The following is a 13373-nucleotide window of genomic DNA, read 5'->3' as shown; positions in this document are numbered from 1 at the left end:
GATCGGCCATTTGGTCGCATTGATGAACGTGCGGCGTATCGCCAGAGAGGCGTGACCGAGGAGAGTGTGTGCCACGTGGCACACCTGCAACGTCTGCTGGGTGCCATTCGGCGGCGATTGTGGGAAAGTGCTTTGATACCGACGTCGATCAAGCGACCTGCTGTAGCGAGAAAGGCCACAGGCGTTATCTTGAGATGATGATTTAGCCTAACCGCGGGAGGGTATGATATGGCGACCGATGCGATCATTAAGCTCGGCAATCGCAAGGTAACAAGGCGCAAGACCCGCTTCGGAAGCGTGACGGTGACTGCACCCGCGCCTTCCAAGGCGGTGGTCCAGCACAACGTGAAGGTCAGCACGCAAGCGCTCGAGCGGGTAACGGGACGTTTGGCAAAAGCCGGTGTCCGACTTTACGCCAAGAAGGACGTGCCGCTCTATTCGCTCGACAGCGACAATCCCGACGTGATGATCCGCAAGCTCAACGGTAAGGTCGAGCGAGGCAGCTTCGTCAATGGTGCCTTCAAGGCGGTGGGTTGACACCGGCGATCAAAGCGATCCACCAAGTTCGCGAGACCTAAAAGAAGCACAAAGGCCCTCGCGATCAGTCTCGCCGGACCCTTGGGCCGTAAGGCAGGTATCGAGCTTGTTCTTCTCCGCTGCCCCTATATAATAAATTGAACCTGCGGTCGCTTATCGGGCGTGTCCGTTTCCCGAGAGGGTACTAACAGGCCGGGGCTGCCCGAAACGGGCGGCCCTTGGTTTATCTGCTCTCAAGGAGTGCCACTCAGCGGCTGCTAATTCCCGGCGCTTGATGATTGCATTTCCGCAACTCTAGCCGCAGCAACTCGCCGCGCCCCCGGTCAGCCGCGCTTCCTGAATGGGCGGGCATGGGACGTCGGCGAACGAGCAGTAGACGCAGCAATCACCAGCGTTCGGCCGGAGCACCGCGGCACAACCCTTGCAATCGTAGAAAAATTGGCACGCATTGGTCGGCATCGTCTCGGTTTCGACGTGTCCGCACTTCGGACAGGTAATCGTCGATCTTGGTTCGATCGCCGTCGCGTAAGCCCCCCGGCTCATCGGGTCGCAATCCGTGCGGGATAGCCGACCTTGGTCGCGGCCGCCGCGATCCCTGCAGGCGTCGCGCGCGCCGGGTCGTAATTCACTGTCGCGACCTTGGTCGAGAAGTCCACGGTAACGTGGCTGACGCCGGGTACGCGTCCCATCGCCGCCTTCACCGCGATCGGGCAGGTCGGGCATGTGAGATTGCTGACCGCAAACATGGCGCTGCGTTCAGGGGCGGCGACGGCCGCTGAGGGCAGGCAGAACGCAGCGAGCGTGAGCACGAGATGTCGATTCATTGAGATTCCTAGTAGAAGAAGGGTGCCCACCAACGGGTGGTAAGCGCGAGAATGACCAGCACGGCACCAAGCCAGAGCACTGTCCGGGTGAGCGTCCGGCGACGGGTGCTGGCGCAGGCCCCTTCGGCGCATCTGGTTGGCGGCGCATGAAAGGAGTGCCACAGACCGACTGCGATCAGCCCCAACGTCACGACCGCGAACAGCGGGGTGTAGGGCTCGAGCACAGCAAGATTGCCGATCCACGCACCGCTGACGCCGATCAGGACGAGAATGAGAGGAAGCAGGCAGCAGGACGACGCAAGCAGCGCGCCTGCGATGCCGCCTGCGGCGAGCCAGCCGGCACGGCGATCACCGGGGCTGCCGGGTACTGAAGGTCGATCCATTCTAGGTTCCGATTCTCGTATGAAGAGATTATAGGGTCTGTAGTAACTACAGGTTCAAGAGGTATTTCGATGGCGGTTGCAGGACGGTCCAGGAAGCGCGGGGACGTTGCCCGGCGGTTCAGATGCAACATCGAGACGGTGCGTCATTACGAGAAAATCGGCCTGCTCAACGCGCCGGATCGAACAGAGTCTGGGCACCGCCTCTATTCGGCCGACGACGAGGCGCAACTCGCGTTTATACTACGCGGTCGTCAACTCGGCTTCTCGATTGACGAACTGCGAGGGCTTCTCAGTCTAGGCGGATCTGGATCCGAGGCCTGCGGCGAAGCCAATGCGCTCACTCAGCGTCACCTAGCCGACGTGCGCGCCAAGCTGCGCGACCTGGCGCGATTGGAGAAGACGTTGGTCGCGATCTCTGCGCGGTGTGAGCACGGCGGGGGCGGTTTGGGCTGCCCTATCCTTGAGGCGTTACAGGCCGGACCGGAGGGTCAATGACCTGTTCTGATAATGCCAAGCCGTGCCTTACGCCCGCCCGGCCAGGGCAGCCCGCATCAGCCTAGCGATCGTCACCAGCGAAGGCGGCAACCAATCCGAGATCCGGGGCGCCGGCACGGAGCGGCGTAAAGCGCAGGCCCCGACTGCTAATTGATTATTCCGACCGCGCGTTCGTTTGGCATTATCGCCAGGCCGGCAAGCGTGTGACTTATTCTCGACGAGGCGTCTCTACAGGTTCGGAGATGCATTCTTGCGGGGTCTGCCGCCCTTCATCACCTGGGACGCGATCGGTTTGGTAAGATCGACGCCCTTTTCAATTATAAGGCGGCCGTTGAGCGCACCAACGCCGCGAACCATCTGAAAACGACCCGTTTTCGGGTCACGAACCGAAGTGCTGGTTGAGGTAAGCTGCGCCTTTGCCATAGCTCGAATATCCCTTCTCGCTCCCGCGGAAGATAGGTGTGCCACGTGGCACACCTCCTCTACCCCAATTTCAATTTATCGGCACCGGCGCGGCAGACACGCTTTTTTCCTTACAGCATCTAGATACGCCATACCTGCGGCGGCTTAGTGGACCTGTCCGCTTCCCCAGTGGTACTCGCAGATCTGAGCTATCGTCTGGGCTGTAGCGATCCCTCAACAATCTTTGCGCGACGTCGCACATCCGCGCGGGCGGCAACGTTGTGCTGACGGAGCCGCCGTCGTGATCGGTCGTCAAAAGCACGAATCGGGAAGCTCATACGCGAGATGCAACTCAAGGATGGTCAGGCGAAAGGCCGCGAGTTCGTGCTTTCGACGACCATTCGTGACTGACCAGCATCGCGAATAAGGCTATATCGCGCCGCCAGAACGAGCACGTATGTCAGCGCCCCTCTATCCTTTACGCACGCGATCTTGGCTTCTTGATCGAGCAGTGCGCGACACGACGGACTTATTTAGCGGCGCGATCAGCCGGCCTTGAACGTAACCGCCAAAAGGCGCCAAATGGCAGTCACGGGCAGAAGCAGCGGTCTGACAGCGATCGCAGGCGAGTTGGATAGAAATGGGCGTTAAGTAAATGCAACTCAGTCGCCCGTTGTAGACGCCTAGAAGGTTTAACCAAAGCTGACTTCATTCTTGCGTCCGATAACGCAAGATTTCAGCCGCGACCGTCCTGCCGGTAAAGCTGAAGTATAAGGGTTGGCATCAATCGTGGTGGAACGCCCTCTTCAAGCATCATTGCGAACATCTCATCATCATCTGATGTCGGCGCAAGCCCCTCGATGACGAGGTTCGCGCGCGCTTCGGCCAGATCGTCGCGCCAAAGTGCGATTTGATCCGGCGTGCCGCGTTCAAACTTCATGGAGCGGATCTGCCTTTGCATCTCTGTTAGCTCGACATTGCCCATTGTGGATCCGCCTACGCTTGAGGGTGTCCTTGAACCTATACGACGGATGCAGTTCGAAAAAGGAACGCGTCGGCGTTTGCGGCGCACCGTGTCGCAAAACTCATTCTCCGGGTTAGGCTCTCCACGTCACCTACCACGCCGTTGTAATTAGCAATAACGCTGATTCCCGCTAATTACCTGCTGCATGCGTTTAGAACGGACCAGGCAGGCCCCAGGAGCGGGCGTAATGCCGCTTCATTCCGGCGAATGGTTGCGTGCGACCCTGCTGGATACGTAGCTCCGTGATCGCATCATTTCGCAACGATGGTGTGAGTTGTGGCAAGCTTGCGTTGATGATCACCATCGGCCGGTAATGCGCGTAACGCAGCCGCCTCAATTCTTCGCGATTGAGGCCTAGCACCTGTTCCACCGCAGCTAGGGCGCGATCGGCACGGGCGCCACCTGCGGATCGGAGCCAAATTTCACGGTTTGCGTCGTCGGGTTCATAGACAAATAGGCGCTCTGGGTCTTCATGGTAGGGATGGGGCAAGTCGGCATCTTCAACCGACCAGAGGGCCTCCACCTGCAGGTCGGAGAGTTTCGTCGAGTCGATAACCAGGGAAGCGAGCAGCGCCTCCAAGGCAGCTCCGGTCGGCAGCGCCGCCGGCATCACGGGCGCCACGAGTGGTGCACCAAGGATAGGGAACCGATCGCCCTTAAAGCTCTGGTTGCAGATCTGGCAGCTGAACAGATAGTTGTCGAAGGCGAAAGCGAGCCACCAGTAAATTGATTTGGGGCGAAAGTGCTCAACATCGCCATGCGCGACCACTTCGGTGCTGGTCTCACAATAGGCACACTTTCCGCCGGTATCGATCTTTAGCGCACCCTTGGCTGGCTTCCAGGCCTTGGACTCAAATGCGAACTTTCCCGAGATCTGCGCATCGTAGTAGATCGTGGCGAGCGCCGATGCTGCCACGTCCAATTTCGGCTGCTGAAACCGCTTGGGTACGTGCGCCGACGAACGGCGACGCTGCAACTTGATCATGCGCTTTCGGCTCTCCGATCGGGATTGGAGCGCTTAGCGATCTCCTCGATGGCCGCGTCTTCAGCCGCAGGCGCGAGATTGGCCGCTACGCGTTCGAGCAGCCGATTGGTTCGCTGCAGGTAGCTCGGCACCTCGTCCCAGTTGGAGGCGCTACGGAGCTCCTTTTCGATCTCTCGGACGCGCTTCTCCTTCCGAGTGGAACGGCGGCCGTTGGCGCTTCCGACGCCCTGCAATTGCCGAAGTTCCTCGCGTAGTTCCTGCACCTGAGGTGAATCGAGCGAGGTCAGCCCGAACAGCGGGCTCTCGAGCAGCTGAGGGAGGAGCACGCGGTTCGGCGCCCCCTCATAGGCGTGGAGGGTAGCGCCCGCTTCGTCGTCACGTCTTAAGAAGTAGAGTTCGCCGTCGCCGGCCTGATGAACGGTTAGCGCCGAGTGGGTGGTAGCGATGACCTGGACGTTCGGCAGCATGTCGTCGAGAAACGAAACCAGACGGCGTTGCCACAGCGGATGAAGATGAATGTCGATTTCGTCAATCAGCAGGAGGCCACGCGCGCTCAGCGGGTCCTTGTAATCTCCGAACGTCTCGGTGACCTGCCACAGCAGGTCGCCGCACCACGCCGCCATGGCCTGATAACCGTCCGAGAGCGCCGACAGTGGGAGCACGCCGTCGCGAGTGCGGAACATCAGGCGACGCTGCTCGCGATCGATACTGTCGAACTTAACCTCTGGAAGAAGGCCGTCGAGCGCCTTGCGAACAGCCGTAAGCCCGGTACGACCGCGTCTGTACTCGAGGTCCATCGCCCACTGCTCGAGCGAGATCAGCGTCACCTCGGGATTGAAGAGCGTCGCGATTGACCGCGCGCGCGGCGAGCGAAACGAGGTCGACACCTCGCTGAAAGAGTGACGGGAGCTCTGCGGTCGGCGGGTGACGCCGTAGCCGACCACGAAGTAGTTGCGCTCTGCCTTCGCGACAGCGGCGTCAATTTGCTCGAGATCGGACCGGTTGCGAACCGCGAAATCGAGCGAGCTCATGCCGCGCTCGAACCGCAGGCAGGCCCGTCGTTCGTCGCCTTGAGCGTTCGCGTATTGAACGTCGACCTGGGCGCGGTCGGCGCCGAGCTTGATCCAGTCGTCGGGAGTTCCCACCAGTTCTGCGGCGCTGTCGCTACCGGCAAGCGCTAGCGCGACGCTGCGAAGGACTGAACTTTTTCCGGTCCCGTTCTCGCCCAGCAGGTAAGTCCACTTCCGACCCTCTTTGCCTGCAACGAACGACAGGCTCAGGTCCCGGATCGACCTCACATTTTGCATTCGCAGCTGGCGTAGGAACATTTGGGTATCCGGTCAGGCGGGAGTTGTGAGACTATACGGCGGATGGCCGAGAGGCCAGCATTAGGGGCCTGTGCCGAGATCACTCCGGCGCAAGCGAACCGATATTCGCGTCGCCCAGCTCGTGCGCGCCGGGGTCTCGGCAACGAGCTCCGCGCCAAGCGCCGCGCGGCCTTGCCGCGTAAACTCCTTCATGGCCTGGTCAAGCACGCCATATTGCCGATCGAGATCGTCGACTTGGTCGCGCCCAGCTCTGCTCGCCTCGAGTGATCGGTCCAGCCCGGCCAGCAACCCCGCGGATTCGGGCGGCAGGAGAAGCGCGGCTACGGCAACGCCCTCGTCGAGACGTCGACGGGCAGCCTGGTAGCGCGTGAACTGAGCGGCCGATTGCTCGTCCGACACGGGCCGGTCGGTGATCAGCTCGTCGTGCCATCGACCGACCACGAGACGCATCTCGCCCAGCGCCGCCAGCCCATCGACATATGCGGCGAGGCGACGCTCCCAGGTTTTCTCGCTTTTATAGCGGAGCAGCGCCCAGCCGACTGCAAGCCTCGCTACGACGAGCGCGCCGAGAAATTGCGCGGCAAGCTTGGCCAGTTCCAGCCCGACGTTCAAAGGAATTTGTCCCCGGCGTGCTCGCGGAAGAGCTCGCGGCTCCTTACGTAGGCGGCAAGCACCTGCACCGACTTGTGCCGGCTGACCTCCTGCATCTTGAAGATGCTCGCGCCCGTCGCTTCGGCTTCGGTCAGGAAGCCCGCGCGGAGACTGTGGCCAGCATAGTGAGCGGGATCATAGCCCGCCGCGGCTGCGTGCTTCTGCACGAGTCGGGCAATGGCGCGATCGGACATTGGGCTGGCCGTCAGTTTGTCCGCGGGCGTGAGCTTGCGGAAGAGCGCGCCATCCTGGTGCGCCGCCGCTTCCATCCAGGCGAGCAGCAGTGCCTTGGGGCGGATTCGCCGGCCCTCGGGCACGGCGATGACCACGCCGGCGCGCTCTTGGTCGGTCTTGGAGCCCCGGACGATCACCTTCAGCCCTTCGGCGACGAGTTCGATGTCCTCGAGTGTCAGCGCCACGATCTCCGATCGGCGGAGCGCCGCGGCCATGCCGAGCGCTAGCACCGCACGGTCCCGCACGCTTCGCAGGCCGTCTCCCTCGATCGCGCGCAGCATGTCGCGGAGTGCGTCACCGTCCGCCGCACGCTTGCGGATGGGCCGAACTCCTTTGGTTCGGCGGATGCCGCCGAGCACCTGGCTGATGACGGCCGCACCCTCGCGCGCCTGTGGCGGCTGCATGCCACCCTGCTTGTGATAGTAGCCGATCGCGGCGAGGCGACGGCCAATCGTCGCTGGCTTAGCGCCCTTGTCCGCCTCTGCCGCGAGAAATGTCGCGACGGCGCGCGGGTCGGCGGGCAGCGCTTCGATCGATCGTGCTTCGCACCAAGCGAGGAATATCCGCCAGTCTGAGGCATAGACTCGCTGTGTGGACGTCGCTCGCGACGCCTTGGCGTAAGCGGCCGCACTCTCGATCTCGGCCACCAGGATGCCGGGCAAAACCGGAGCGATCTCGTCCTCGCTACGCGGTGCCTGCGTGAGTGCGGACGCGCCGGGCTCGGTCACGCCTTTGTTCCCCGCGGGGCTCGGCCGCGGCCGACAGGCGCCGCGTTGCTTGGCGACGTGGACTTCACCCGCTTGGCTGGCGCCTTGGTAATCGAGTTTGCCAGCTGCGCCGCCTTCTTGGCTTTGGGCTTCGCGCGCTCAGGTGCAGACACATCGAGTACCACCACGTCTGTCGTGGCGCGCAGCTCGGGGGAAAGGTCGCTTATCAACGACGCCTCCAGCTCTCCAGCGCTGACTGGTACGACAGCGTCGGGCCGGGCCGGCGGCGCCTCGATATCGCCATACCAGAAAACGAGCAGTATGCCGTACCCGTCAGCCCCCTCGTCGGCCGCGTAGCCCTGCAGCTGACCTGAGGCAGCGGTCCACAGATCGCCATGATAATGGCGCTTCGCCTCGATTGGCAGGTTGCGGCCGGCGCCGCTGACCACCAGCACATCGGCGCGCGTTCCGTCGGCGCGGCGTGCCTCCGCGCCCGTGATCGCGATCTGGTACTTGGCGAGCCGATCCTGAAGCCGGTTCAGCGTGATGTCGCGAGCGACGTTCTCGACCTTAGGCTCGGTAGGCTTCTCGTACTTGTCAGTGTTCCAGTAATCGCGCCAAGGGCTGTTCGCGCCGGTGCGAAGCTCGCGCCCGTACCGTCGCAGCTCGGCCGTGAGGATCGCCCGCAGGTCGGCCGCGTTGATCGGCGCCTTGCCCGCCAACACTGCCATCACGGCTGCGGGCGGGGGCGGGAGATATTCGCGATCGCGGCGCGTGCGCGCTTGCTGTTCGGCCACATGTCGCAGCGCCGCCTCCCACGCCGGAAAGCTGACAACCTGCGCGCGCAATGCTTCGAGCGCGCTGGTTGCGGCCGGCACGGCTAGTCCGCCTAGCCGTTTGAGCATGCCGTTCGCGGCTTCGCTCAGACGATATTCTGGGCGGACGCGGCCGCTTTTCAGCTCCACATAGGGCGCCGCGCTGGGCGCGAGCACAGAAAACACGCCGGCGGCAAGCGCGACCTGCTCGTCGTCGCTTCCCCTCTCAAAGGCGTCGAGGAAGGCGCTTCCCGAAGGGCCGTCGAACAGGGAAAGCAGCTCATCTCCATGCCCTGCGAGCCTGTCCCTCTGGTTCACAGAGTCGGTGGCGAAGGCGGCGAGCGACCAAATCGCCCTTTGCTCGGGGGAGAGGTCCGTATCCGCTAGGGCCGCCGCGGCAAGCGACTCAATGTGAGCGCGATCGAGGAGCATCCCAGCGGCCGCCAGCACGGGCCGCAGGATCTTCGCGAACATGCGCGGATGCCGCCCGAGCAGCTGGGACAGGGCTCCCCGCGCGGCGTCGCCGCCCTCGGTCACGCCTAGTTTGTGCCAGGCATTGCTATCGACATAGCCCTTGGCGAGGATCGCTTCCCAATAGGCGAGCAGGGCGGCACTCCCCGCTGCAGTGTCGAGGTTGAGCCGCGACCAGGCCCAAGCGTCGAGCTCGTCCCGTGCGTCGCTCCCATGAGCGATCCAGCCGGTGCGAAGAACGATGATCGCGAGCGTCAGCGGTAGGCTCGCCGGATCGACCGCCGCTGCTTCGGCGAGCAGCCGGTGCAAGCCCGCGATAGCGGCATACTCTGAGTAGAACTCGGTCCGTTCCGCCTCTACCTCGCCGAGCGTGGTCGGCGTGACGCCCGCGACGTCATTGGTCGCGTGGTGGCGCCAGCCGGACAGGATTGCATCGAGCACCGGCGCGTCGGTTACGGCGGTGATCCGCTCGAGCGGAGTTTGCGCCTCCTCCTTCTTGTCGCGCGGGTGGAAATAGTGCTGCGCCGCCCACTTGAGCGCCTGAGTGTTGCCTCCGACCGCCATCGACGGCGCGAGCCGGCGAAGCGTCGCAAGATCCTTCTCTCGCTGGGTGACGGCCGCTTGACTGTTGCGGATTGTGGACCGGGCCTGCCGCCGGCGCCAAGTTTCTACCTCGATCGTCGACAGAGCGGCGAGCAGTCGCCTGGCACCGCGCGGCAGCCCGTCAAGGTAGGCGTGCAAGCGCCAGTAAGCCGCTTCACCAACCGGGTAGCGCCGGCCGATCTCCACCGCGATCGCAAGCAGGCGGCGTCGACGGTCCCCCGCCGCCGCTCCGGCCAAGGTGGTCAGCCGATCGAGCATCATGCCATCGGGCTGACCGGCGATAAACGAGTAGTAGGTGCCGATCATCCAAGGCCCCTCGGCCGGATCGTCGGAGCCGAGGACCGCCTCGAACAGCGCGAGACTGCGCTCGGGGGCTGCATCGAGCCAGGCCTTCAGCGCGGGCCTCGTTGCATCCCCAAGACCAGAGAGGCGGTCCTCGCGCGCGTTGGTCAGCCACATCCAAAGCCGGTCGGCGCCAACGTCTGGGTTCGCCTTGATCGCGGCGGCGAGTGCGTGATCGAGGAAGTTCTCGATATCAATCGATTGCCGGCGGCTGCTTTCGGACGGAAGCCATGTAAGCGGGGCATCGAACAAACTCGGACGCGGCGCGGTCTCGATCGCCATCCGCAGCCCGAACAGCCGCATCACGGTGCTATCACTGGGAGCCGTGGCGAACGCGGCGACTACCGAGCGTATATCTTCATCGCTGACGGCAGCCGCCGGCATGCCCGCAAGCAGTTCGGCGCGCATCGATTCACGTGCGCCCGATGGCGTTTCCCCCGCCATTGCGTCGAGCAGGGCGCGGCGTGCGGCGGCGGGGTCGGCTTGGCCATTCAACCAGGCGGCCATTGCACGGGTACGCTGCCACTCCGGTCGCGCCGGGTCGAGCGTGATCATGCGAAGCGTGGGCATAAGAGAGGCGACGGGACGGCCGGCAGCCAGCACCTCGTACACGGTCATCATTCGATGCGTGCCGTCGCCCACCTCGATCGCTTGGCGCAGATCGTCGGCCAATTCTTCGCTGGCCAGACCGCCGACAGCGGTCACGCCGACTTCTGACGCACGGAAGTACGGATCGTGCCGATCGAGGTTCGTCAGAATCGCGCGCTTGGCAGCGGTGTCGAAAGCTGCGGCGTCGCCGTAAACGAGGGTGCTAACCGCATCCGCCTCGATCAGCTGGCGCGCGTCGGCGGCCTCGCCGAAGCCGGCAAGGTGCGCGGCGAACCAGGCATAGAGGCCGCGCAGATCCGACGGCGCGCGCCCGTCCGACCCGGTTATCAATGCCAGCGCCCGACCGAGGGGGAGTGCTGCCTCGCTCGGACTGCCCTGGACCGCGCGGGCGAGCGCTCGGCCGGCAAGGAACTCGGCGATCGTACGGTGGACCGGCTCGAAGGCCTCACCCTCGCCGCGAAACAGCGACGATCCTAACGTGTCGCTGACCAGCGACGGATCAAAGCCGATTGCGGCCGCGGGTAGATAGGCGCGAATGTCACCTCCTGGCGGAAGCGCAGCCGACCGCCACAGGAAGCGACCGCCACTCGCCAGTAGAACTAGACAAGCCTTCGCGGCAGCTCCGAGAATTGTTTCGGCAGTCGCGCGGGTATGGTCGAGGCGGTGGGTGTCGTTGTCCTCATGCGCGAGCGCGAAGGTTGCGCGATCGAAGAGTTCGAAACGGGTGGTCGGCCACGGACCGCCGCCAATCACCGATTGGTGGAGCAACTTCAGGCTCAGTGGACTCTCGAGCAGCCCGGCGGCGCCGAGTGTGTGGGCCTTGTCGACGAAAGCGTTAGGGTCTGCCACGCCCAGCGCGGATAGTACGGCGAGCTGCTCGGTCACATCGAGGGGCAAAAGCTGTGCGACGGTAACAGGGGCGCCAGCGGTGCTGCGTTTCACGGCGGCAATGTCGGCTGCCTTCTTCCAGTCCTCGGCGCGGCACGTCAGCCGCCAGCGCGGCGCGCCGCAGCGACGGATCGCCTTGACGAGTTCGTCGACCCGCCCGAGGTCGGTCGCTCCCATGCGATACTCGTCGAGCGCGTCGAGGAAGAGCGTGCCAGCCGGTGCTTCCACCGTCTCGTTGATAAGCTCGCGCACTTTGATCGCATTGGTGCCGGCGACGGCCGCCTCGGTTTCGATCACCGTGGTCTTGCCGATACCGGGCTCGCCCAACAGCACGAGGTGCGCCACGTCGCGCAGCGCCGACACGGTCGTGATCGGCTGCTGGTCGGCGGCACCGTCGAGGATCTGGACGCGGCGATCGATCATCGAGGACCGTTTTAGCGCCACTTCGCTCCCTCGCCAAGCGCTGTCCGAGAATCGACTTTATCGGACAGCGCTACTGGATCGACTAGCTGTCGTTCGGCTTCGGAACCGGCGCGCGGTTGGCGGGTATGTTCAGGGAGGAGGAACGCGGACTATGGACGTGAAACTGCACCACCGCCGCGCGCGGCGCGCCTGGCCAAAGCTCGTTGCCGCCGCGAAGCGCGGTGAGCCGCTAAGCTATAAGGACCTCAGCGCCAGCATCGGGCTGCACTGGCGAGCGGCGAGCTGGTTCCTGGGCGTGATCCAGCGCTACTGCGCCGAAATGAAGTTGCCGCGGCTTCAGGCGCTCGCGGTGAACAAGCAGACGCATGTTCCCGGCAAGGGCTATGCTGGAAGCCGTGGACGTAGCGCTCACGCGCGCGAGGTCAAGCGGGTGCGGGCGCAGCGCTGGCCCAAGAAAGCGCCGTTCTAGAAGCATGCTTAAAGCTCAGCTTGCCGGTTCGAGACGTGATAGGAGGTCGTCACATTCATAATAGAAGTACGTACCTGGCACTGCACTCATCTTCGGTTTGTAGGCGGCGAACTGAGGTGTCGCCCGGTCATTATGATCTTTGAATCGCAGTGAGTTGAAAAGATCGCCGTCGAGGTAGAGCTCGTACCTGCCGTGTTCCCGCTTGCGAATTGCCGCCCGCGCAGCCGCTTCGATCTGCTGCAGCTGGGCGAACGGTAGTCCGAGGCTGTTCAGCGCTATGTGATTGTTACTTCCACCGATGTGGAGCAGTGGGTCGTCATAATATTCGTTCGATCCTTGTGCAAAAACACCATAGACATCGAGATCAAGTACCCGGCGGTAGATGTCGCGGATCTCGCGGTAGATTAGAAGCATGCCTTCCGGACTGTAGGTGTAGGCAGCGGTTTTGCCGACCATGCCGACGGTCCAGTTTGATTTAAGGAGAAGGCTGTCGGCGAACGATATAAATGAGACGTCCGGTGTCCGCATGGCCAAGGCGTCGATCGCCTCGCGAAGATCGATCAACTTCTCGCGTGATAAACGGCCCGTTTCGATCATGTTGGTCATGTAAGCGGCGTCGATCAGCGCGAAGACCGAATTGCTGCGCAGGTGCAGCCGCTCCAGCCAGTCACCATCAACGAACATTGTGGGGCGGCAGTCATAGCCAAAGATATCAAGGCATGTCCTGATCCGGTCTTCCGGCAGAAAGGTCTTGAGCTCATGAAAGCGGTCGTGGGTGTTGGCGTAGAACGAGATTTCCAACCCGTTATCGGCGACGCGGTTCACGCTGATGTTCGTGACGTAGCCAACGGTGTAAGGATCGGCCTCTTCAGCACGCGCAGTCTTAATCCACTCGACTTCCCATTCCCGTGCCCACCGTACGTCCATCAGATGAACGTCTCGGTGGAGAGGCACCTTTCGCCAATCATAACGGTCAAAGACTGAATGTTCGAACATGACCTCCCCCATAGCGGCGCACAGACCAGAGGATAAGACGACGCCAAAAGCGCGAGATGATGGTAAGGCTAGATGATATCCTATGTCTCGCTCCACACGGCACGAACCGTCCCGGGGTTCTTGCCGATGCAAGACTCAACAAGTTGCAGATAGTGTACCAGCGATGGGGGGCCTTTGGTCGAGGCTG

At 63.0% G+C, this 13373-nt stretch carries 14 protein-coding genes; 3 read left to right on the top strand and 11 right to left on the bottom strand.

Annotated features, from left to right (window positions below; translation table 11 throughout):
• Nucleotides 1–228: 228 nt before the first annotated feature.
• The gene (locus AC1MH0_RS21775; RefSeq protein WP_121905632.1) at nt 229–537 is read left to right on the top strand and encodes a hypothetical protein; all 309 of its coding nucleotides are present in this window, start codon (nt 229–231) and stop codon (nt 535–537) included.
• Nucleotides 538–831: 294 nt separating this feature from the next.
• Here AC1MH0_RS21775 and AC1MH0_RS21770 read toward each other — a convergent pair whose 3' ends face one another.
• From AC1MH0_RS21770 to AC1MH0_RS21760, 3 genes are read right to left on the bottom strand one after another with little or no spacing between them, the layout of a single operon-like run.
• Entirely contained in the window at nt 832–1080 is a 249-nt protein-coding gene (locus AC1MH0_RS21770; RefSeq protein ID WP_310886175.1) for a GDCCVxC domain-containing (seleno)protein, read from the bottom strand.
• Entirely contained in the window at nt 1077–1361 is a 285-nt protein-coding gene (locus AC1MH0_RS21765) for a cation transporter (RefSeq protein WP_121905631.1), read from the bottom strand. The genes AC1MH0_RS21770 and AC1MH0_RS21765 overlap by 4 nt, the downstream gene beginning before the upstream one ends.
• 8 nt (nt 1362–1369) lie before the next feature.
• Nucleotides 1370–1744, bottom strand: a complete 375-nt coding sequence (locus tag AC1MH0_RS21760) for a mercuric transporter MerT family protein (RefSeq protein WP_121905630.1) — start codon at nt 1742–1744, stop codon at nt 1370–1372.
• A gap of 69 nt (nt 1745–1813) precedes the next feature.
• Here AC1MH0_RS21760 and AC1MH0_RS21755 point away from each other — a divergent pair, with 69 nt between their 5' ends.
• Nucleotides 1814–2239 (top strand): MerR family DNA-binding protein, encoded by a 426-nt coding sequence (locus AC1MH0_RS21755; protein WP_259466944.1) that lies wholly within the window; start codon nt 1814–1816, stop codon nt 2237–2239.
• A 228-nt stretch (nt 2240–2467) separates the two neighbouring features.
• Here AC1MH0_RS21755 and AC1MH0_RS21750 read toward each other — a convergent pair whose 3' ends face one another.
• From AC1MH0_RS21750 to AC1MH0_RS21720, 7 genes are all read right to left on the bottom strand, one after another.
• Nucleotides 2468–2662: a hypothetical protein gene (locus AC1MH0_RS21750; RefSeq protein ID WP_147453230.1), complete on the bottom strand. Its 195-nt coding sequence runs from the start codon at nt 2660–2662 to the stop codon at nt 2468–2470.
• A 715-nt stretch (nt 2663–3377) separates the two neighbouring features.
• On the bottom strand, nt 3378–3626 hold the full coding sequence (locus AC1MH0_RS21745) for a hypothetical protein (protein ID WP_121905628.1): 249 nt from the start codon (nt 3624–3626) through the stop codon (nt 3378–3380).
• Nucleotides 3627–3816: 190 nt separating this feature from the next.
• Complete coding sequence (locus AC1MH0_RS21740; RefSeq protein WP_480966216.1) at nt 3817–4650, bottom strand: hypothetical protein; 834 nt, start codon at nt 4648–4650, stop codon at nt 3817–3819.
• A complete protein-coding gene (locus AC1MH0_RS21735) occupies nt 4647–5978 on the bottom strand; it encodes an AAA family ATPase (protein WP_480966215.1) in 1332 nt (443 codons plus the stop codon). Before AC1MH0_RS21735 ends, AC1MH0_RS21740 begins: the two co-directional genes overlap by 4 nt.
• Nucleotides 5979–6038: 60 nt before the next feature.
• Nucleotides 6039–6590, bottom strand: coding sequence for a hypothetical protein (locus tag AC1MH0_RS21730; protein WP_480966214.1), 552 nt, complete (start codon nt 6588–6590; stop codon nt 6039–6041).
• Nucleotides 6587–7591 (bottom strand): site-specific integrase, encoded by a 1005-nt coding sequence (locus AC1MH0_RS21725; RefSeq protein WP_480966213.1) that lies wholly within the window; start codon nt 7589–7591, stop codon nt 6587–6589. The genes AC1MH0_RS21730 and AC1MH0_RS21725 overlap by 4 nt, the downstream gene beginning before the upstream one ends.
• Nucleotides 7588–11721 (bottom strand): hypothetical protein, encoded by a 4134-nt coding sequence (locus AC1MH0_RS21720; protein ID WP_480966212.1) that lies wholly within the window; start codon nt 11719–11721, stop codon nt 7588–7590. The genes AC1MH0_RS21725 and AC1MH0_RS21720 overlap by 4 nt, the downstream gene beginning before the upstream one ends.
• 151 nt (nt 11722–11872) lie before the next feature.
• On the opposite strand from AC1MH0_RS21720, the gene AC1MH0_RS21715 reads away from it, so the two are divergent.
• Nucleotides 11873–12190, top strand: coding sequence for a hypothetical protein (locus AC1MH0_RS21715; RefSeq protein ID WP_480966211.1), 318 nt, complete (start codon nt 11873–11875; stop codon nt 12188–12190).
• A gap of 15 nt (nt 12191–12205) precedes the next feature.
• On the opposite strand, the gene AC1MH0_RS21710 is transcribed toward AC1MH0_RS21715, so the two are convergent.
• Nucleotides 12206–13186, bottom strand: a complete 981-nt coding sequence (locus tag AC1MH0_RS21710; RefSeq protein WP_480966210.1) for a hypothetical protein — start codon at nt 13184–13186, stop codon at nt 12206–12208.
• Nucleotides 13187–13373 lie beyond the last annotated feature (187 nt).

The sequence above is a fragment of the Sphingomonas sp. AP28 genome, from assembly GCF_056680455.1.
Note: the sequence above shows the minus strand (reverse complement) of the source record. Positions and strands in the feature narration are given on the sequence as shown.

What these genes read in the sequence shown, in the direction of transcription:
- AC1MH0_RS21775 (WP_121905632.1), top strand. Translation starts at nt 229, where the DNA reads ATGGCGACCGATGCGATCATTAAGCTCGGCAATCGCAAGGTAACAAGG.
- AC1MH0_RS21770 (WP_310886175.1), bottom strand. Translation starts at nt 1,080, where the DNA reads ATGAGCCGGGGGGCTTACGCGACGGCGATCGAACCAAGATCGACGATT.
- AC1MH0_RS21765 (WP_121905631.1), bottom strand. Translation starts at nt 1,361, where the DNA reads ATGAATCGACATCTCGTGCTCACGCTCGCTGCGTTCTGCCTGCCCTCA.
- AC1MH0_RS21760 (WP_121905630.1), bottom strand. Translation starts at nt 1,744, where the DNA reads ATGGATCGACCTTCAGTACCCGGCAGCCCCGGTGATCGCCGTGCCGGC.
- AC1MH0_RS21755 (WP_259466944.1), top strand. Translation starts at nt 1,814, where the DNA reads ATGGCGGTTGCAGGACGGTCCAGGAAGCGCGGGGACGTTGCCCGGCGG.
- AC1MH0_RS21750 (WP_147453230.1), bottom strand. Translation starts at nt 2,662, where the DNA reads ATGGCAAAGGCGCAGCTTACCTCAACCAGCACTTCGGTTCGTGACCCG.
- AC1MH0_RS21745 (WP_121905628.1), bottom strand. Translation starts at nt 3,626, where the DNA reads ATGGGCAATGTCGAGCTAACAGAGATGCAAAGGCAGATCCGCTCCATG.
- AC1MH0_RS21740 (WP_480966216.1), bottom strand. Translation starts at nt 4,650, where the DNA reads ATGATCAAGTTGCAGCGTCGCCGTTCGTCGGCGCACGTACCCAAGCGG.
- AC1MH0_RS21735 (WP_480966215.1), bottom strand. Translation starts at nt 5,978, where the DNA reads ATGTTCCTACGCCAGCTGCGAATGCAAAATGTGAGGTCGATCCGGGAC.
- AC1MH0_RS21720 (WP_480966212.1), bottom strand. Translation starts at nt 11,721, where the DNA reads ATGATCGATCGCCGCGTCCAGATCCTCGACGGTGCCGCCGACCAGCAG.
- AC1MH0_RS21715 (WP_480966211.1), top strand. Translation starts at nt 11,873, where the DNA reads ATGGACGTGAAACTGCACCACCGCCGCGCGCGGCGCGCCTGGCCAAAG.
- AC1MH0_RS21710 (WP_480966210.1), bottom strand. Translation starts at nt 13,186, where the DNA reads ATGTTCGAACATTCAGTCTTTGACCGTTATGATTGGCGAAAGGTGCCT.